Origin of the sequence: Streptomyces sp. NPDC099050, assembly GCF_044759865.1 — a bacterium.
Classification (GTDB): Bacteria; Actinomycetota; Actinomycetes; order Streptomycetales; family Streptomycetaceae; genus Streptomyces.
On record NZ_JBIWAE010000001.1, the window covers coordinates 616,532 to 634,926 of the forward strand.

Below are 18,395 nucleotides of genomic sequence, written 5' to 3' on the forward strand. Positions count from 1 at the left end.
GTTCAGCTCCCGTCGAGCGTCCCGAGCTTGACCCACCTCGCCGTACCGGGGACACCCTTCGCGTCGAGGAGGAACAGCAGGTAGTACCCGGGCGGGGCGTCGGCCGAAGTGGCCGGCGCCCGCAGCCCGATGGTGTGTCCGCGGACTCCGGTCATCCGCAGCTCGAGATGGCGCTGACTGGTGTTCACCGCATGGGTGACGGTGGTCGGCGCCAGCAGCACGGCCCGCCGTACACCGGCGGCCGTCGAGCTCTCCACCGAGAACTCCGCGCCGTGGGCGATCTCGCCCGCCGGGACCCGGTCCAGTACGGGCCGGGCGCCCCGGTGCAGGTAGGCGGGCTCGTAGATCTCGATCGAGCCGTCCATGCCGTCCTTGATGTCCGGGTCGTTGGCGATCTGCTGGAGCTCGTCTCCGGTGACCATGACCCGGCCGTCCGGCAGCACCAGGGCGTTGGAGTGGTAGCCGCGCGGCAGCCGCTGGGCCGGCCCCAGTCTCCACCTGCCGTCGGCGCCCCGCAGCTCGGTCCGGCGGAACTTCAGGTCGGCCTTCGGGTTGAACGGCCCGAACCCGTAATCCCGGGTGTCCTTGGCCCCGTTGACCGTCAGCAGCGTGCCGTCCGGCAGGATCAGCGTGTCGTCCTGGGTCCGGCCGAAGGCGCGCGGTTCCTCCGTGGTCCAGGCGCCGTCCGACAGCCGGTAGGTGTTCGGGTCCAGCGGATCTCCGCCCAGGACGAGGACCGAGTCGGGCCCGCGGAACCCGGCCGGCAGCGGTACGGCGGAGCCGTACCCCCGGAAGTCGGCGGGCCGCCTGGGCAGGTCCGTACGGGTCTGCGCGCGCGGGTCGAAGAGCCACTGCTGGTCCGCGTCGCGCCCCAGGCCGTAGATCATGCCGTCGCGCAGCGAGAACAGGTGCGGATAGTCGTTGCGGAACGGCGCGTCGAAGCGCATCCGCTCCACGGGGACGTCCAGCGGAATGTCGTACGGCCGCCAGGGCACCGGCTCTCCGCGCGCGGGGAATCGCTCCACCACCGGGGTGGGCGTTCCCGTGCCGCGCTCCGACTGGCCCGACACGATGATCTGGCGGCCGTCCGCGCCGGTCACCACCGACGGGTACCACCGGCCGACCGCCATATCGCGGTTGCGGTACCAGCCCTCGGTCCACGGGTCGAAGACGAACGACAGCTTCGCTCCGCTGCCGCCCTTGCCGCCCGTGTTGCCGCCGAACACGCCCAGCATCCCGTTGGGCAGGAAGGAGTGCCCGGCGCAGAAGAACGGCGCCGGGCGCGGGGCGTGCGTACCGTCGGGCATCAGCACGACGGGCGGGGTGACCTTCTTGAACGCCCGCGCCCCGGTGCCCTTCGCCGGATCCCACAGGTAAGCGCGACCCGCGTTCGCCGGTCCGATCCGGTCCGTGGGACCCGTCTCCTTGGTGGGGTCGGTCTCCACCCGGGAGAAGGAGAAGAGCAGCACCTTGCCGGTGGGCAGCAGGGCGAGGTGCACGCCGAAGTCGGGGGAGGGGAAGTACTCGGCGAACCGGCCCGAAACCGAGGCCTCGAAACCGGAGTTGGCCTCGCGCTGCGAGGCGGCGAGCGAGGCCAGGCTCGCGCTGCGCCGGGACTGGGGGTACTCCACGGCGCCCTTGGCCGCCCGGCGGAGCTCGGAGTGGGCGCGCGCGTGCCCGGGGCCGATCACGGCGGCCTCGGCCGGGTCGGTCCCGCCGTCCGCCCGGTCCGCGCCATGGCCCGGCGCCCCCGCGGCGGGCGGTGCGGTCGCGAGGACCAGGGCGGAGACGACCGAGGTCGCGCAGAGCAGGGCGGACCGGTACAGGCGGCGCATGGGGCTCCTCGGCGCGGGCGGTTCCGTAGGGCGCTCATCATAGGAAATATCGGGAGGAGCAGGGTGCTCCGACGTGTTCCACCTCCCTCCGATGGGCCGTTCGGCCCTCCCCGGAGCACTGCCCGAACGTTTCTGCGGTGAAAGGGCCCGGCCATCGGAGTGAGGCCGCGCATCCGTTCACCGATCGGCTCGCTACGGGGCGCTTCCATGGCCGGGTGATCACAACACTGCGCACCGCGCTCGGCACCGTCCTCGCGACCGGCGGCCTCCTCGCCCTCCTGCCCGCCTCAGCCGCCGGGGCGGCGGGCAGCCCCGGCGCGCCCGCCGCGCCGGAGGACCGGGTGACCGTCGACGTCGCCACGGTCAACGGCTCGGGATGCCGCCCGGGCAGCGCCACCGTCGCCGTGGCCGAGGACAACTCGGCCTTCACCGTCACCTACAGCGAGTACCTGGCCATGGCGGGCGGCAACAGCGCCCCGACCGACGGCCGCAAGAACTGTCTGCTCTCCCTGCTCGTCCACGTCCCGCAGGGGTACACCTACGCCGTCGCCCAGGTCGACTACCGCGGGTTCGGCAGCCTTCAGAAGGGCGCGATCGGCACCCAGAAGGCCAGCTACTACTTCCAGGGCATGAAGCAGACCGACTACCGCACCCACAAGTTCCTGGGCAAGCTCGACGACAACTGGCAGGCCTCCGACAGCACGGGCATCGAGGCCCTGGTCTTCGCTCCCTGCGGAGAACAGCGCAACTTCAACATCAACACCGAGCTGCGCGCCGAGGTCGGCACCTCGGACCCGGCGACGACCAGCTACATGGCGCTCGACTCCACCGACGGCAGCATCAACAGCGTCTACCACTTCGCCTGGAAGAAGTGCCAGGCCCGCTGAGCCGGCCCTGAGCGCTCCCCTGGGGCGTCCGCGCGGGACCTGCGCTCAGGAGTCCCCCCGCGCGGCCGCCTGCCGCCGCAGCTTGCTCAAGGGGGCCGGCGTGAGGTCCAGCCCCCGAGCGATCCGCACCGGGATTTCCGGGGCCCGCCACTCCGACGGCCCAATCGCCGCGCGCCCGCGCGCACCCCGGTGTCACCCGGGCGGCGCGGCCGCGACCTGGGCTTTCGCGCAACTGCCCGGCGTGCCGGGCGTGTCGCGCCCAGCTAGCGTCGGCAGCGTCCGGAGTCCTTGGATTCCGCGAGGGGGGTCCTGCTATCCGCCTGTGCGAGAGGCCGAGCCGATGCTGAAGGACGCTCCGATAGCCCAGATGGCCCCGATAGCCAGCCTGCTCCGTGTGGAGAAGGGCGTGGCAGCCCCCGAGGAACTCGCCGCGATCGCGGTGGTCGTCGCCTGCTTCGCCCGCCGCAACTCCGCCGGCGCGGGCGCCGGCTCCGGGACGGCCCCCGCCCGGGCCGCCGCCCGCCGCCCGCGCCCCGCACACCACTCCGGCTGCTGGGCGGGCTGCTGGGCCTGCGGCTGACGCGGATCTGCGCGGATCCGCAGCCCCTACGAACGCCCCTGCCCCCGGCCCGCTTACGGGCCGGCGGCAGGGGGACCACTGGGCGTACGGGCCGCTCAGGCCCGGCGCAGCACCGTGGACAGCGCCTCGGTCAGCGCGGCCCGCGCATCGGACGCCGGACCCTGCGAGCGCCACGCGACGAACCCGTCGGGGCGCACCAGTACGGCGCCCTCCGGGGACATGGCGTGCACCTCGCTCCAGTCGGCGCCCTCCTCCTGCACCAGATCCGTGCCGGGAGCGCTCGCGGACCCGATGGCGTAGGCGTCCAGCTTCACCGACAGCCGCTCGGCCACCCGTTCGGCCGCAGCCCGCCACGGCGAGCCCGCGCCGCAGAGCAGCACGAACGCGCTCTCGTACAGGTCCACCGTGGAGACCCGCTCGCCGTCGGCCCGCGTCAGCCACATGTGCGGGGCCCGCGTGCCGGGGTCGCCCTTCATGCGCATCCCCTCCGGGATGACGGGCCGGTCCGGAGCTCCGCCGACGAAGGCGCCGCTCGGGTACGCGTAGGCCATCGCCGTCGTCAGGACCCCGCTGCCCGGTCCGCCGCCCATCGTGGGCGGGGGCGCGTACCCGGGGTGGCTGTGCTCCGCCGAACGGGCCGAGGCGCGCTGGGCGGTCGCCACGGCCACCGGGTGCCGCTCCTCCCCGTAGGTCTCCAGCAGTCCCGGGCCCGCCGATCCGTTCAGGACCGCCGCGATCTTCCAGGCCAGGTTGTGCGCGTCCTGGATGCCGGTGTTGGAACCGAAGGCGCCGGTGGGGGACATCTCGTGAGCCGCGTCACCGGCCAGGAACACCCGACCGGAGGAGTACTGCTCGGCGATCCGTTCCGCCGCGTGCCAGGGGGCCTTGCCGCCGATCTCCACGTCCAGGTCCGGCACGCCGATCGCGGCCCGGATCTGCTCCCGGCACCGCTCCTCGGTGAAGTCCTCCAGGGTTTCCCCCCGGTCCGGGTGCCACGGCAGGTGGAAGACCCACTGGGTGTCGTTGTCCACCGGCAGCAGCGCCCCGTCCGCACCCGGCTTCATCAGGTAGCAGACGATGAAGCGCAGGTCGCCCAGCACCTCGGCGAGCCGGCGCGAGCGGAAGGTGACGCTGACGTTGTGGAACAGCTCGCCGCTGCCCGTCTGGCTGATGCGCAACTGCTCGCGCACGGGGCTGCGCGGGCCGTCCGCCGCGATCAGGAAGTCGGCGCGCACGGTGATGTGCTCCCCGGTCTCCCGGTCCTTGACCAGCGCGTTCACCCCGGTCTCGTCCTGATCGAAGCTCATCAGCTCGGTCGAGAACCGTACGTCGGCACCCTGCGAGCGGCTCTGCGCGGCGAGGATCGGCTCGATGTTGTTCTGGCTGCACACGCACCAGCCGGTCGGGCTGAACTTGCTGAGCGCCCCGGCCGGGTCGATGGCCTTGACCAGCCACTTGTGCTCGCCGCCGAGCAGGGACTCCGTCTGGAGGATGCCCATGTTGTTCTCCAGGGCGGACGCCGCCTGCCGGATGGCCCCCTCCGCCCCGGCCACCCGGAACAGCTCCATGGTCCGGGCGTTGATGCCGCGCCCGCGCGGGTGGTCGGAGGTACCGGCGTGCTTCTCCACTACCAGGTGCCTGATGCCGTGACGGCTCAGGAACAGCGAGGTGGACAGACCCACGAGGGAGCCGCCCACGACGAGAACCGGTACGCGAACATCTGCCGTGTCTTCCATCAGCTGCGAGCTCCTGAATCTGTGTGGGGGGAGTGCACTCTCTTATGCCCCCGATCGCCGGCCAAGCCCAGGAGATACGCCGGTTGTCACCCGCTTGATCCGGAGATGTAGCGCTACGTCCGCACCCGGATGACGATGAGCGACAGCGGTTCCCCCGAAGACACGCCGGCCTGCCGTCCCCGTGACGGCCGCCGGCCCGGGGCGGCCACCGCCGATGACGGACGAGGGTCCGTACGCGATGACCATCCCCGCCCTCCCCCAGGGCCCTCACGAAGGAGTGAGCAGATGACGACCACCCTGTCCGAACGGGTGTCACAGTCCGCCTTCGACGGATCCATGCTCCGGGTCGTCCTGCTGATGGACCTCCACGAAGGAGCCCAGCAGCGGTTCTTCGAGGCGTACGAGCAACTCCGCCACGACATCGCGTCCGAACCGGGCCACATCAGCGACCAGCTCTGCCAGTCCTTCGAGAACCCCTCGCAGTGGCTCATCACCAGCGAGTGGGAGAGCGCGCCGCAGTACCTCGCCTGGGTGAACAGCGAGCACCACGCCGAGCAGGTCCGCCCGCTCGGCGCCTGCGCCCGCGCCATGCGCCCGCTCAAGTACACCGTCCTGCGCGAGACCGGCCGCGGCTACCAGGACGCCCAGCGGCCCAGGGGCGCCCGGCTGCAGGAAGCGCCCCGGCTCGGCGCCGACATCGTCCGCCACGCCCTGACCTTCACGGTCAAGCCCGGCAGCGAGAAGGAGGTCGCCGCCCTCCTCTCCAGCTACGCCTCCCCGGCGGCCGACGTCGACGGCCACACCCGGCTCTGCCGCACCACCCTGTTCATGCATGGCAACCGGGTCGTGCGTACGGTGGAGGTCCGCGGGGACCTGATGTCCGCGCTCCGGCACGTCTCCGAGCAGCCCGAGGTACGGGCCGTCGAGGAGGCCATCAACCCCCACCTCGAGCAGGACCGCGACCTCGGCAACCCCGAGTCCGCCCGGATGTTCTTCATGAAGGCCGCGCTCCCGGCCGTCCACCACGTCGCCGCCCGCGAGGCCGGCGCCGCGGACCGGCCCGACGTACAGCGCCACGCACTGTTCTACCCGGCCAAGCCCGGCTGCGGACCGGCACTGGCCCGGTTCCTCGCCCGGCAGGACGAGGACGCGGCCCACCGGCCCGACGCCCCGACCGTGAGCAGCAGCATCTTCCAGCGCGACGACATCGTCGTACGCCTCATCGACGTGCGCAGCCCGCACGGCGCCGGGGTGGAAACCGCCTTCGGCGTCCGGGGACCGCGCAAGGCGGCCGTCCTCGCCCGCCTGATGGCCGGACCCGCCGGCGGGTCCGACGGGGCCGCCGCGTCCGCGGTCCGCCACACCATGAGCCTGATCACCGACCGCCGGGCACCCGCCGAAGGCTGACGCGCGACGGCATCCCGCAGCCGGCCCCCCCCGGCACCCGGACCGCACATCCCCGGACCACACATCCCCGGCCCCCACCCACCAGCCCCGTCCAGGCTCCCCACTGCCAGGAGGAACCCCCGCCATGACCAGACAACGCCCACCGCACATCGTGGACCTCAGCGAGACGCAGCCCAACACGCGGCGCGGCGGCGACCTGAGGGCCGTCCTCACACCGACCTCGGTGGGCTGCACCAGCGGCTTCATGGGGCTGGCCGTCATGGCGCCGGGCGAGCACATCGCCGAGCACTACCACCCGTACTCCGAGGAGTTCGTGTACGTGGTCGCCGGCGAGCTGGAGGTCGACCTCGACGGCGAGGCCCACCCGCTCCTCACCGACCAGGGACTCCTCGTCCCGATGAACGTGCGCCACCGGTTCCGCAACGTGGGCGGCACCGAGGCCCGCATGGTCTTCCACCTCGGACCGCTCGCCCCCGACCCGAAGCTCGGGCACGTGGACACGGAGGAGGCCGTCCACCCGGAGGGCTCCGCCTGGGAGCGGCCCCCGGACCGCGCGGGAGCGGTCTCGTGACCCGCCGACGCGTGGCCGTCACCGGGGTCGGCGTCGTCGCCCCCGGTGGGATCGGCGCCCCCGCCTTCTGGGAGCTGCTCTCCAACGGCCGTACGGCGACCCGCGGCATCACCCTCTTCGACCCGACCGGCTTCCGCTCCCGGATAGCCGCGGAGGTCGACTTCGATCCCGCCGCACACGGCCTGGGCGCCGAGGAGGCGGCCCGCGCGGACCGGTACATCCAGTTCGCCCTCGTCGCCGCCGCCGAAGCCGTGCGCGACGCCGGGCTCGACCTCACCACGGACCAGGCCTGGCGCACCGGAGTCTCCCTCGGCACCGCCGTGGGCGGCACCACCCGCCTGGAGAACGACTACGTGGCCGTCAGCCAGTCGGGTGACTGGTGGGACGTGGACCACCGGCTCGCCGGGGCCCACCTGCACCGCGCCTTCACCCCGGCCACCCTGGCCTCCGCCGTGGCGGAGAAGACGGGGGCGCGCGGACCGGTCCAGACGGTCTCCACCGGCTGCACCTCCGGACTCGACGCCATCGGCTACGCCTTCCACTCCATCGCCGAGGGCAAGATGGACGTCTGCATCGCCGGCGCCTCCGACTCGCCCGTCTCGCCGATCACCGTGGCCTGCTTCGACGCCATCAAGGCCACCTCTCCCAACAACGACGACCCCGCCCACGCCTCCCGGCCCTTCGACGCCGACCGCGACGGCTTCGTCCTGGGCGAAGGCGGAGCCGTCCTCGTCCTGGAAGAGCTGGAACACGCGCGGGCGCGCGGCGCGACCGTCTACTGCGAGATCGGCGGCTACGCCACCTTCGGCAACGCCCACCACATGACGGGGCTCACCACCGAGGGCCTGGAGATGGCCCGCGCCATCGAAACGGCCCTCGCCCAGGCACGGACCGACGCCCGCGAGATCGACTACGTCAACGCGCACGGCTCCGGGACCAAGCAGAACGACCGCCACGAGACCGCGGCCGTCAAGAAGGTCCTGGGAGACCACGCCTACAAGACGCCGATGACCTCCATCAAGTCCATGGTGGGGCACTCCCTCGGTGCCATCGGGGCGATCGAACTGGCCGCCTGCGTCCTGGCGATGACCCACCAGGTCGTCCCTCCCACGGCCAACTACGAGACCCCCGACCCCGAATGCGACCTGGACTACGTCCCGCGCGTCGCCCGGGAGCGCACCCTGCGCAACGTGCTCTCCGTCGGCAGCGGCTTCGGCGGCTTCCAGTCCGCGGTCGTCATGACCCGCCCCGACGAGCGCAAGGAGGAGGTGGTCTCGTGAGCGTCCGTACGGTCATCACCGGCATCGGAGTCGTCGCACCCAACGGCATCGGCGCCGAGGCCTTCTGGAAGGCCACCCAGTCGGGTGCCTCGGTCCTGGGCCGGGTCACCCGGGAGGGCTGCGAACACCTCCCGCTGCGCGTGGCGGGCGAGGTACGGGGCTTCGACCCGGCCTCGATGGTCGAGGAGCGCTTTCTCGTCCAGACCGACCGCTACACCCACCACGCCCTCGCCGCGGCCGACCTCGCCCTGGAGGACGGCCGGCTCGGCCGGGCCGACTACGAGGACGACCCCTTCTCCGTCGGCGTGGTCACCGCCGCCGGATCGGGCGGCGGCGAGTTCGGCCAGCGCGAGCTGCAGCACCTGTGGGGCCAGGGACCGCGCTACGTCGGCCCCTACCAGTCGATCGCCTGGTTCTACGCGGCCAGCACCGGCCAGATCTCCATCCGCCGGGGCCTCAAGGGCCCCTGCGGGGTGGTCGCGGCGGACGAGGCGGGCGGGCTCGACGCCTTCGCGCACGCCGCCCGGGCCATCCACCAGGGCAGCAAGGCCATGCTGGTCGGAGCCACCGAGGCGCCCCTGGCCCCGTACTCCATCGTCTGCCAGCTCGGCTACGAGGCACTGAGCACCCACGAGGACCCGGAGCGGGCCTACCGGCCCTTCACCGAGAAGGCCTGCGGCTTCGTACCCGCCGAGGGCGGCGCGATGTTCCTCGTCGAGGAGGAACAGGCGGCCCTGCGCCGCGGCGCGTCCGTCCGGGCCCTGCTGGCCGGGCACGCGGCGACCTTCACCGGCCCGCACCACCCCGAACGGGCCGAGGCCTCCGCCGAGGGCCTGGCCCACGCGATCAAGGGCGCCCTGCGGGAAGCGGGCTGCGCTCCCGAGGAGGTCGACGTGGTCTTCGCCGACGCGCTCGGCACCCCGGAAGCCGACCGCGCCGAGGCCGCCGCGATACTCTCCGCCCTCGGCGCCCACGGGCGCAAGGTGCCGGTCACGGCGCCCAAGACCGGGACGGGCCGCGCCTACTGCGCGGCACCCGCCCTGGACACCGCGGCCGCGGTGCTCGCCCTGGAGCACGGCATCGTCCCGCCCACGCCGAACGTGTTCGACGTGTGCCACGACCTCGACGTGGTGACCGGCAGCGCCCGCCCGGCGCAGCTGCGCACCGCGCTCGTGCTGAGCAGGGGCCTGATGGGCTCCAACGCCGCGCTCGTCCTCAAGATCCCCTCCTAGAGACAGAAGGAGCCGCTCATGTCCGAACGACTGACCGTCGAGGAGCTGGCCGCCCTGATGAAGTCCGGGGCCGGCATCACCGTGGACCCGGCCGACATGAAGAACCGCCCGGACTCCCTGTTCGACGACTACGGCCTCGACTCGCTGGGCCTGCTCGGCATCGTCGGGCTGCTGGAGAACCAGCGCGGCCGGGCCCTGCCCACCGACGCGGACCGCTGCAAGACCCCCAAGGAGTTCCTCGAACTCGTCAACACCAGCCTGATGAACGGAGCTTGAGATGGCAGGACACACCGAGAACGAGATCGTCGTCAAGGCGCCCATCGACACCGTCTGGGAGATGACCAACCATCTCCCCAGCTGGCCTCAGCTGTTCAGCGAGTACGCCTCGCTGGAGGTCCTGGAGGAGGACGGGCCCACCACCCGCTTCCGCCTGACGATGCACCCGGACGAGAACGGCACCGTGTGGAGCTGGGTCTCCGAGCGCACCCCCGACCCCGTCAGCCGCACCGTGCGCGCCCGCCGGGTCGAGACCGGCCCGTTCGAGCACATGGACATCCACTGGCAGTACTTCGAGGTCCCCGGCGGCACCCGGATGGTGTGGACCCAGGACTTCGCGATGAAGCCGCAGGCACCCGTCGACGATGCCTGGATGACCGCGAACATCAACCGGAACTCCAAGATCCAGCTCGAACTGATCAGGGAGAAGATCGAACAGCGCGAACGCGAGAGCCGCACGCCCGCGGCCAGCCGCGTCTGAGACGAAAGGCAGCACACCGGATGCACCGCGCTCTCATCGTGGCCCGCATGGCGCCGCAGTCAGCACCCGACATCGCCGAGCTCTTCGCGGCCTCGGACGCGGGCGAGCTGCCGCACCTCGTCGGGGTCACCCGCCGCAGCCTCTTCCAGTTCGGCGACGTGTACATGCACTTCATCGAATCGGACCGGCCCCCCGGTCCGGCCATCGCCGAAGTCACCGGCCACCCGGAGTTCAGGGACCTCAGCGACCGGCTCACCGCCTACGTCAGCCCGCACAACCCGGAGACCTGGCGCGGCCCGAAGGACGCCATGGCCCAGGAGTTCTACCGCTGGGAGCGCCCCGGCGCCACCCGTACGGCTTGACCGTACGGACCACCCCGCGCGCGAACGGCAGGCCTCGGGCCCCGCACCCACCAGGGTGCGGGGCCCGCCGGGCGTATCGGCACGGGTGAGCGCGGACGGTCCTCGTGAGAGAACCGCCGGCGATGACCGGCCCGCCGTCCCGCCCATCGACCGGGGCCGCCCCGGCCGCAGGCTCCCCGAGCCGTGGCGAACGCGTCGGGGCCCGCCCGGAATCCGGACGGGCCCCGACGACGTCGGGCCGGGTCAGCCCTTGGGAACCACGATGACGACGGTGCTGCACACCTTGTCGGCGAAGGTCTGCTTCTTCTCGTCCCACAGCGGCCACAGCCAGCCGACGTAGCAGGCGAGGCTGTCGAGGAAGTGCGCGAGCTTGCGGACGAAGGCCATGCCGAAGCCGAGGACGTTGCCGTCGGCCTCGCGGCGCACGCTGATCCCGACGACCTTCTTGCCGATCGACTGGCCGGTCGTGCCTTCCTTGTAGAGCTGGAAGATGCCCATGCCGATGGTGTAGAGCAAGCCGATCAGGAAGAAGACGCCCGGCCCGGAGGCGCCCCCGTCATCGCTCAGGGCGAGGTCGATGAAGCCGATGGCGTACATCGGGACGACGGTGATCAGGAAGTCCAGCAAGAACGCACCGACGCGCAGGCCCCAGTGCGCCAGCGGCGGCATTCCGGTGCCCGGCATGGGCGGCATGCCGGCCGGCGGGTACGCGCCGTACGGCTGCTGCGGGGGGACACCCATGGGCTGCTGCGGGTAACCGTACTGCGGGGGGACACCCTGCGGGGCCTGCTGCGGGTAGCCGGGCTGACCCTGCGGGGGCTGCTGCTGGCCGTAGGGGTTGTTCGGGTCGCCGAAGCTCATGGCGAAGTCTCTCCAGGGGTGTGGCGGGGACGAGCGGCACGTGCGGAGGGACGTGGGACGAGCGGGTTGCCCCCTGCGCAGCCGCGAACTTGCGGGGGCCATGGTGTTAGTAACATCGGCCACTTGTCCAATCCGCCGCCCCATGTGCCGACCAAGTGACGTTTCGGTGGACACGGCATGGAGTCCCGGACCCTGAGGACGGGTCCGGGACTCCATGGGGCCACTTCGCTGACCGCTTCTACAACGACCGGCGGCCCCGCGGGTCACCGGTTCGGCGCCACCGCTACTTCGGCATCAGGACCGTGTCCACGATGTACACGGTGGCGTTCGCGGTCGGGACGTTGCCGCAGACCACGTTGGACGTGCCGTTGACCTTGTAGGACTCGCCGGAGCCGGCGGTGGTCACCTTTCCGGTCTCCAGGGTGGAGAAGGAGCCGTTCTCCAGCTGCTTCGGGGTCAGCTTCTCGCCGACGACGTGGTACGTGAGGATCTTGGTGAGGGTGGCCTTGTCGGCGAGGACCTTGTCGAGGTCGGCCTTCGGGATCTTGGCGAAGGCGTCGTTGGTCGGCGCGAACACCGTGATGCCCTGGGCGTTGTTGAGCGTGTCGACGAGCCCGGCCTGCTTGACGGCCGCCACCAGGGTGGACAGCGCCGGGTTGTTGGACGCCGCGGTCGCGACCGGGTCCTTGGCCATGCCGTCGAAGCTGCCCGCGCCCTCCTTCGGGACGCCGGCGCACGCGGCGCCGAAGGGGCCGTCCGCCGTCATCGGCGCCGAGGCGTCCGCGGCGGGTGAAGAGGCGTCGGCGCTCGCCGCGGCGGACGCACCGGCGGCCGAGTCCTTGCCCGAGTCGGCGTCGGAGCAGGCGGCCAGCGCGAAGGGCAGGACGGCCGCGGTCGCGACGGCGAGGGCGGTGCGGCGGAAACGCAGGGTGCTCATGATGTTGTTCTCCAGAGAAGGAATCGGTACACACGGAAGGGAAGGGCGAAAGTATGTGAAGTGGTCAAGAAACGGGCTCGGTTCGGTCGGCCGGTGGGCGCCGGACACGGCTGGGGCGCGCGCGACCCCGGCGGAGGGTCACGGCCCGGGCCGTGATCCGGGCGACTGTCCTTCGGCTGACGCTCACGACTCTCCTTCGGCGCGGGATCGCTTCCGGATGGGCCGGTCATCCGATCAAGTGAAGATCTGCTGGTGTGTTGACCTTTGTGCGAGGGTCGTCCGGCATCGCATGCGACGGCATCGCTCTTGACGACATCGCGCTGGACGGCACTGCTCCGTCCGGCACGGCTCCCTACGGATCCACCCCGTAGGGCCCCGCACGCGGGCGGCGGCGCCGACGGCCGCCGCCCGCGCGGGTCCTACGGGTCCCGGCGGCGCTCAGGAGCGGCGACCCGCTCCCCGCCGGTCCGCACGACCACCGGCCCGCCGCCGCCCCGTTGCCGGCGGCGGGCCGGAGACTGCGGCCCGGGTCCTGCGTCAGGCGTTGACGCAGGTGTTGCCGAACGCGGGGTTGAGCAGCCCGATCACGCTGATCGAGTTGCCGCACGCGTTGATCGGGATGTGGATCGGGATCTGGATCAGGTTGCCCGAGCCGACCCCCGGGGAGTAGGCGGCGACGCCCTGCGCTCCGGCGTCGGCCGAGGCCGCCGAGGCCCCGCCCACGAGAAGGGCGCCCGAAGCGAGGGCGAGTACGGCACTCTTGAGGACACGCGACACGACAGATCTCCTTGCTGGCTGTGCGGCGGCGGACTCCGGGGTCTCTTCCCCCCGTGACCCGCCGCGCGGCGGCCCCTGAACCGGGCCCGCAGCCCTCCTTCGGCCCGGACCCACGGCGCGGTTTGGTCCCGCGGGGACGGTTCCCCCGAATGGATGCCCTTTCGCGTGTATGTCGGCCAATCCGTTCGCGCACCGGCTCCGAAGACAGGGTGAGACAGCAAGGACCCGGCGCGCACCGCGGCCCCGGCGGACGGGGAAACAGGTGCGCCTGCCACGAAGGATCGTTCATGCGATGGATGGACCGGCGAGAACCACTCGCGGCACCGGCGTGCCCGCCCGTGCCCGGCCGTACACGGAGGCCGCTCAGGTGAACCCCGAGAGGATGCGCTTCCCCGGACCGGGCCCGGGCAGCGGACCGGGCCCGGCCGCCGGGCCCGGATCGGCCGCGGCCGAACTCGCGGAGCTGATGGCGCGCGTCGCGCAGGGCGACCAGGACGCCTTCTCCGCTCTGTACGACGCCGTGGCCGGAACCGTCTTCGGCATCGCGGTCAAGGTGGTGCGCGACCGCGCGCAGTCGGAGGAGGTCGCCCAGGAGGTGATGATCGACGTGTGGCGCCAGGCCGCCCGCTACCGCCCCGACCAGGGGAGCGTCATGGCCTGGGTGGCCACGATCGCCCACCGCCGGGCGGTCGACCGGGTCCGCTCGGCCCAGGCCTCGGCCAACCGCGAGCACGACATGGGCGTACGGGGCCAGGAACGGCCCTTCGACGAGGTGAGCGAACAGGTGGAGACCCGGCTGGAACGGGATCAGGTCAAACGCTGCCTGCGCCGGCTGACCGAGCTGCAGCGCCAGGCCGTCACCCTCGCCTACTACCAGGGGCTCACCTACCGTGAGGTCGCCGAGACCCTCCAGACTCCTCTTCCCACGATCAAGACCCGGATGCGCGACGGACTGATCCGCCTGCGCGACTGCATGGGGGTGACCACGTGAAGCACGACGAAGAACTGCACACCCTCACCGCGGCCTACGTACTGGACGCGCTCGGCCCGGGCGAACAGGAGTCCTTCTCCCGGCACTTGGCCCGCTGCGCGCCGTGCTCCGGGGACGTCGCGGAATTCTCCGCCACGGCCGGCCGGCTGGCCGCCGCCGTGGCCCTCGTGCCCCCGCCGCAGCTGAAGGCGGCGGTGCTCGCCCGTATCGAGACGGTCCGCCAGGTGCCCCCGCGGGTCGGCGTCCGCCGGGCGGCCGGATTCCTGGACCGGCTGCCGCGCAAGACCGGTGCCTTCGTGGTCGCCGCTTCCCTCGTCGGGGCGGCGCTCTTCGGCGGCGCCGCACTGTACGAGGGCGTGCAGGCGGACCGGGCCCGGACCGAGGCCCGGCAGGCCGAGGCGCGCAGCCAGGAGCTGCGGGCCGTGGTCACCGCCCCGGACGCCCGTACCGTCCACGGCCGCACCAGCGGCGGAGCCGCCGCCACGGTGATCACCTCCGCCGCACGGGACCGGGCCGTGTTCCTCGCCGACCGGCTGCCGGCCGCCGGGGAGGGCCGTAGGTACCAGCTCTGGCTGGCCGACGGCGACACGATGCGCCCGGCCGGCTTCCTCACCGGCGACGGGGCCGCCGTGCTGGAGGGCGACCTCGGTGCGGCCACGGCGGTCGGCCTGACGCTGGAGCCCGCCGGGGGATCCCCGCAGCCGACGACCAGCCCGCTGGTCCTGCTCGCCCTGCCGGCGTAGGCCGAACGGAGTGCCCGGGCGGGTCCGGCCCCCGCCGCGGGCCGCGTGGATCATGAGGGGGCACCGGAGCGACGGCGCTCCGGCGCCCGCCACCGAGCCCTGGGGGGTCCATGTGCCGTCTGCGTCGTTCGTGTCGTCCGTCGAGGAGTTCCCGCACGCCCACCCCGACGTCATGGACGTCCAGGTGATCGGGGTACCCGACCCGAAGTACGGGGAGGAGCTCATGGCGTGGGTGCGGATGCGCGAGGGCGCCGAGCCGCTGGGCGCCGAGGCCGTGCGCGCGTACGGCGAGGGCGGGGGTTCGCCGGCGGCCCGACGCCGTCCGCCCGGTGCTCCGTACCGCCGGCGCGGCCGTACGGGACACCGGGCGGGTGTTCGCGTCCGCTCAGCGGGCCGCTCCGGCGCCCTTGCCCGCGACCGTGTTGCTCGTGACCGTGCCGTCGGCGCCGGCCAGGGTCACGGCGTGCCGTACCCCGTCGGAGCCGAGGACCACCACGCGCCAGGCACTGCCGCCGCCCTCCTGGGCCACCACGCGCAGCGCCTCCGCCTTGCCGCCGGGCACGGCGGCCTCCGCCTTCTCCAGGGCCTGGGCCGCCGGAAGCGCCGGCAGGGGTACGGGGGCCCGGTCGGGCCCGTCCCGGAGGAACTTCTCCTTGCCGTCGGGCATCCCGTCGGTCGTCCCGCCGGGCACTCCGTCGGGTCCGGCCGGCGGGAAGGCGAACCGCTCGCCCTTCTGACCCCGCAGGCCGGGCTTTCCGGGTTCGCCGGGCACGCCGGGCTTTACGGGGTGCCCGGGCACCGGCGCCGCCATGCTCCCCCCGCCCTCCCGCTCTACGTCGAACCGGTCCCACATCCGCTCCGCCCGCGTGCGGCGGACGTCGTGCTCGTGGTCCGCCACGGCCACCACCGCGCCGCCCGCTCCGGCGGACGCCACCACCACGAGCCCGAGGGCCACCCAGCGGCCCCGGCCCTGACGGGCGAACCGGGTGAAACGGGCTATCCGGGCGCCGCGCCCCGCCGCCTTGCCGGCCGGGTCGCCGGCGCCCTCGCCGCCGCCCTCGGCGGGAACAGCGGCCGGTGGGAACTCGGGCGGCTGCGGACTGGACTGGGTCATCTGGATGCTCCTCGGGTTCTCCGGGCGGAGTTCGCCCGGCTCGGCCGATCCTGCGAGCAGGATGCTGAAGCCCCGCTGAAGCGAGCTGAAGAACCCTTCAGCAAGCCCGCGGCGCGACCTGAGAACCTTGCACCATGCGCGTACTGGTGGTCGAGGACGAGCGGCGGCTGGCCGCCGCCCTGCAACGTGGTCTGCGGGCCGAGGGCTTCACTGTGGACACGGCACACGACGGCCCGCAAGGCCTGTGGATGGCCGGCGAGCACGACTACGACGCGATCGTGCTCGACATCATGCTGCCCGGCCTCAACGGCTACCGGGTCTGCGCCCGGCTGCGGGCGGCCGGCTGCGAGTCCGGCATCCTCATGCTCACCGCCAAGGACGGCGAGTACGACGAGGCCGAGGCGCTGGACACGGGAGCGGACGACTTCCTCTCCAAGCCCTTCTCCTATGTGGTCCTCGTGGCCCGCCTGCGGGCCCTGATCCGGCGCACCGGCCGCCGCAGCCCCCAGGTCATGGAGTTCGGCGACCTCCTCGTCGACCCGGCCCGGCAGCGCTGCACGCGCGGCGGCGTCGAAGCCCGGCTGACCGCGCGCGAGTTCGCAGTGCTCGTGCACCTGGCGCGCCGGGCCGGCGAGGTCGTACCCAAGCGGGACATCCTCGACCACGTCTGGGACGCCGCCTACGAAGGGGACCTCAATGTCGTCGAGGTCCACGTCAGCGCCCTGCGCCGGAAGATAGACGCGCCCTTCGGCCGGTCCGCGGTGGAAACCGTCCGCGGCGCGGGATACCGGCTGGCGGCCGACGGTGGCTGAGACCGGCCGGGCCCACGAGACCGGCCATGACAACGAGACCGACCGGGCCCACCGCCCCCGCGCGTTCACGCCCCGGCTGCGCCGGGCCGCGTCCCGGCTCCGTCCGCGGTCCGTCCGCGCCCAGGCCACCCTCGGCGCGTCCGCCGTGGTGGCCCTGGCCCTCGGCGTCGCCTCCGTCGCCCTGCTCGGGGCCCTGGAGACCAACATGACCAGGAGCGCCCAGGCCGACGCCGAACGGCGGGCCGTCAAGGTGGCCGCGCTGGCGGCCACCGGGCAACTGGAGCCCGTACCGGCCCCGGGGCACGAATCGGACTTCATCCAGGTGGTGGACGGGCAGGGCCGTGTGCTCGCATCCAGCCCCAACCTCTCCGGCCGTCCCGCCCTGGTCCCCGAACCGCCCGTCGCACCCGGCACGGTCCGCGACACCTGGAAGGGCGGCAGGGTCCGCCAGGAACACCGCCAGCGCGTCGTGCAGGTCACCACCGTCACCGCGAAGGGCCTGGTCACGGTCTACGCCGGCACCTCGCTCCGGGACGCCGACACCGCCGACGCGACGATCATGGCGGTGCTGGCCGTCGTGGTCCCGCTGCTCGTCCTGGTCGTGGCCATGATCACCTGGCGGGTGACCGGATGGGCCCTGCGGCCCGTCGAGGCGATCCGCGCCGAGGTCGCCGAGATCGGCGACCGCGAACTCCACCGCCGGGTGCCCGTTCCCTCCACCCGCGACGAGGTGGCCCGGCTCGCCGTCACGATGAACGCGACCCTGGACCGGCTGGAGGCCGCCGGCATCCGCCAGCGCCGCTTCATCGCCGACGCCTCGCACGAACTGCGCAGCCCGATCACGGTGCTGCGTACCCAGTTGGAGGTCGCACAGGCCCACCCGGACCCCGAGCTGTGGGGCGAACTGGTCAGCGGCGCCCTGGAGGACACCGTACGGCTCCAGGACCTGGCGGCCGACCTGCTCCTGCTCGCCCGCCTCGACACCTCGGAGCCGCCGCCCGCCACCGCCGTCGACCTCACCGAGGTGGTCCGCGAAGCGGCCCGTACGCGCACCCGGGAGCGCGTCCCCGTCCGGGCGGACATCGCCTCCGGGATCGCGGTCCGCGGCAGCACGATCTGGCTGTCGCGGCTCGTCACCAACCTGCTGGACAACGCCCACCGGCACGCCGAGCGGCGCGTCACCCTCGTCCTGCGCGTGGACGAACCCCGGGGCGAGGCCGTACTCGAGGTGACCGACGACGGAGCGGGCATCGCGCCCGCCGACCGCGAACGGGTCTTCGAACGCTTCACCCGCCTCGACGACGCCCGCGCCCGTGACGAGGGCGGCACCGGTCTGGGCCTCGCCATTGCCCGCGACATCGCCCTGCGCCTCGGCGGCACCCTGGCCGTCCGGGACTCCCAGAAGGGTGCGCACCTGGTCGCCACGCTCCCGCTCGGCCCCTGACGACGTCCGGCCGGTGACGCCGCCCGGCTCCCCGAGGCGCCCGGCAGCACACCGGCCAGCGTCCCGCGT

The 18,395-nt window shown here is 73.0% G+C and carries 19 protein-coding genes and 1 pseudogene; 14 read left to right on the forward strand and 6 right to left on the reverse strand.

What is annotated here, in order from left to right; translation table 11 throughout:
• Nucleotides 1–2: 2 nt before the first annotated feature.
• The gene (locus ACIQV3_RS02680; RefSeq protein WP_403708985.1) at nucleotides 3–1,835 is read right to left on the reverse strand and encodes a galactose oxidase-like domain-containing protein; all 1,833 of its coding nucleotides are present in this window, start codon (nucleotides 1,833–1,835) and stop codon (nucleotides 3–5) included.
• A gap of 215 nt (nucleotides 1,836–2,050) precedes the next feature.
• Here ACIQV3_RS02680 and ACIQV3_RS02685 point away from each other — a divergent pair, with 215 nt between their 5' ends.
• Both ACIQV3_RS02685 and ACIQV3_RS02690 read left to right on the forward strand, forming a co-directional pair.
• Nucleotides 2,051–2,722, forward strand: coding sequence for a DUF4360 domain-containing protein (locus ACIQV3_RS02685; protein ID WP_403708987.1), 672 nt, complete (start codon nucleotides 2,051–2,053; stop codon nucleotides 2,720–2,722).
• A gap of 322 nt (nucleotides 2,723–3,044) precedes the next feature.
• A complete protein-coding gene (locus ACIQV3_RS02690) occupies nucleotides 3,045–3,302 on the forward strand; it encodes an acyl-CoA carboxylase epsilon subunit (RefSeq protein ID WP_403708989.1) in 258 nt (85 codons plus the stop codon).
• Nucleotides 3,303–3,397: 95 nt separating this feature from the next.
• On the opposite strand, the gene ACIQV3_RS02695 is transcribed toward ACIQV3_RS02690, so the two are convergent.
• A complete protein-coding gene (locus ACIQV3_RS02695) occupies nucleotides 3,398–5,038 on the reverse strand; it encodes an FAD-dependent oxidoreductase (RefSeq protein ID WP_403708991.1) in 1,641 nt (546 codons plus the stop codon).
• A 285-nt stretch (nucleotides 5,039–5,323) separates the two neighbouring features.
• Between ACIQV3_RS02695 and ACIQV3_RS02700 the strand changes: the two genes are divergently transcribed.
• The 7 genes from ACIQV3_RS02700 to ACIQV3_RS02730 all read left to right on the forward strand — a co-directional run bounded on the left by ACIQV3_RS02700 (nucleotide 5,324) and on the right by ACIQV3_RS02730 (nucleotide 10,647).
• The gene (locus tag ACIQV3_RS02700; RefSeq protein WP_403708993.1) at nucleotides 5,324–6,445 is read left to right on the forward strand and encodes a SchA/CurD-like domain-containing protein; all 1,122 of its coding nucleotides are present in this window, start codon (nucleotides 5,324–5,326) and stop codon (nucleotides 6,443–6,445) included.
• Nucleotides 6,446–6,569: 124 nt separating this feature from the next.
• Entirely contained in the window at nucleotides 6,570–7,016 is a 447-nt protein-coding gene (locus ACIQV3_RS02705; protein WP_243333070.1) for a cupin domain-containing protein, read from the forward strand.
• Nucleotides 7,013–8,296 (forward strand): beta-ketoacyl-[acyl-carrier-protein] synthase family protein, encoded by a 1,284-nt coding sequence (locus ACIQV3_RS02710; protein WP_403708995.1) that lies wholly within the window; start codon nucleotides 7,013–7,015, stop codon nucleotides 8,294–8,296. The genes ACIQV3_RS02705 and ACIQV3_RS02710 overlap by 4 nt, the downstream gene beginning before the upstream one ends.
• Nucleotides 8,293–9,528, forward strand: a complete 1,236-nt coding sequence (locus ACIQV3_RS02715) for a ketosynthase chain-length factor (RefSeq protein ID WP_403708997.1) — start codon at nucleotides 8,293–8,295, stop codon at nucleotides 9,526–9,528. The genes ACIQV3_RS02710 and ACIQV3_RS02715 overlap by 4 nt, the downstream gene beginning before the upstream one ends.
• An 18-nt stretch (nucleotides 9,529–9,546) precedes the next feature.
• Nucleotides 9,547–9,804 carry a phosphopantetheine-binding protein gene (locus tag ACIQV3_RS02720; RefSeq protein WP_403708999.1) on the forward strand — a complete coding sequence of 86 codons (258 nt, stop codon included), beginning with the start codon at nucleotides 9,547–9,549 and terminating at the stop codon, nucleotides 9,802–9,804.
• A gap of 1 nt (nucleotide 9,805) precedes the next feature.
• The gene (locus ACIQV3_RS02725) at nucleotides 9,806–10,285 is read left to right on the forward strand and encodes an SRPBCC family protein (protein WP_403709001.1); all 480 of its coding nucleotides are present in this window, start codon (nucleotides 9,806–9,808) and stop codon (nucleotides 10,283–10,285) included.
• Nucleotides 10,286–10,305: 20 nt separating this feature from the next.
• A complete protein-coding gene (locus ACIQV3_RS02730; RefSeq protein ID WP_403709003.1) occupies nucleotides 10,306–10,647 on the forward strand; it encodes a TcmI family type II polyketide cyclase in 342 nt (113 codons plus the stop codon).
• Nucleotides 10,648–10,890: 243 nt separating this feature from the next.
• On the opposite strand, the gene ACIQV3_RS02735 is transcribed toward ACIQV3_RS02730, so the two are convergent.
• The 3 genes from ACIQV3_RS02735 to ACIQV3_RS02745 all read right to left on the reverse strand — a co-directional run bounded on the left by ACIQV3_RS02735 (nucleotide 10,891) and on the right by ACIQV3_RS02745 (nucleotide 13,222).
• Complete coding sequence (locus tag ACIQV3_RS02735; RefSeq protein WP_403709005.1) at nucleotides 10,891–11,508, reverse strand: RDD family protein; 618 nt, start codon at nucleotides 11,506–11,508, stop codon at nucleotides 10,891–10,893.
• A 283-nt stretch (nucleotides 11,509–11,791) separates the two neighbouring features.
• Nucleotides 11,792–12,445, reverse strand: coding sequence for a fasciclin domain-containing protein (locus ACIQV3_RS02740; protein WP_403709007.1), 654 nt, complete (start codon nucleotides 12,443–12,445; stop codon nucleotides 11,792–11,794).
• Between the two features lie 537 nt (nucleotides 12,446–12,982).
• A complete protein-coding gene (locus ACIQV3_RS02745; protein ID WP_267815317.1) occupies nucleotides 12,983–13,222 on the reverse strand; it encodes a chaplin in 240 nt (79 codons plus the stop codon).
• Between the two features lie 466 nt (nucleotides 13,223–13,688).
• Between ACIQV3_RS02745 and sigK the strand changes: the two genes are divergently transcribed.
• The 3 genes and pseudogenes from sigK to ACIQV3_RS02760 form a co-directional block, all read left to right on the forward strand.
• The gene (gene sigK / locus ACIQV3_RS02750; RefSeq protein ID WP_403709166.1) at nucleotides 13,689–14,213 is read left to right on the forward strand and encodes an ECF RNA polymerase sigma factor SigK; all 525 of its coding nucleotides are present in this window, start codon (nucleotides 13,689–13,691) and stop codon (nucleotides 14,211–14,213) included.
• On the forward strand, nucleotides 14,210–14,956 hold the full coding sequence (locus ACIQV3_RS02755; protein ID WP_403709009.1) for an anti-sigma factor domain-containing protein: 747 nt from the start codon (nucleotides 14,210–14,212) through the stop codon (nucleotides 14,954–14,956). Before sigK ends, ACIQV3_RS02755 begins: the two co-directional genes overlap by 4 nt.
• A gap of 52 nt (nucleotides 14,957–15,008) precedes the next feature.
• Nucleotides 15,009–15,224 (forward strand): annotated as a pseudogene (locus ACIQV3_RS02760) (hypothetical protein); the annotation flags it as partial.
• A gap of 117 nt (nucleotides 15,225–15,341) precedes the next feature.
• Here the strand turns inward: ACIQV3_RS02760 and ACIQV3_RS02765 are convergent.
• Nucleotides 15,342–16,070 (reverse strand): PepSY domain-containing protein, encoded by a 729-nt coding sequence (locus ACIQV3_RS02765; protein ID WP_403709011.1) that lies wholly within the window; start codon nucleotides 16,068–16,070, stop codon nucleotides 15,342–15,344.
• A 134-nt stretch (nucleotides 16,071–16,204) separates the two neighbouring features.
• Here ACIQV3_RS02765 and ACIQV3_RS02770 point away from each other — a divergent pair, with 134 nt between their 5' ends.
• Nucleotides 16,205–16,882, forward strand: coding sequence for a response regulator transcription factor (locus ACIQV3_RS02770; RefSeq protein WP_403709013.1), 678 nt, complete (start codon nucleotides 16,205–16,207; stop codon nucleotides 16,880–16,882).
• The gene (locus ACIQV3_RS02775; protein WP_403709015.1) at nucleotides 16,875–18,326 is read left to right on the forward strand and encodes a sensor histidine kinase; all 1,452 of its coding nucleotides are present in this window, start codon (nucleotides 16,875–16,877) and stop codon (nucleotides 18,324–18,326) included. The genes ACIQV3_RS02770 and ACIQV3_RS02775 overlap by 8 nt, the downstream gene beginning before the upstream one ends.
• Nucleotides 18,327–18,395: the final 69 nt, after the last annotated feature.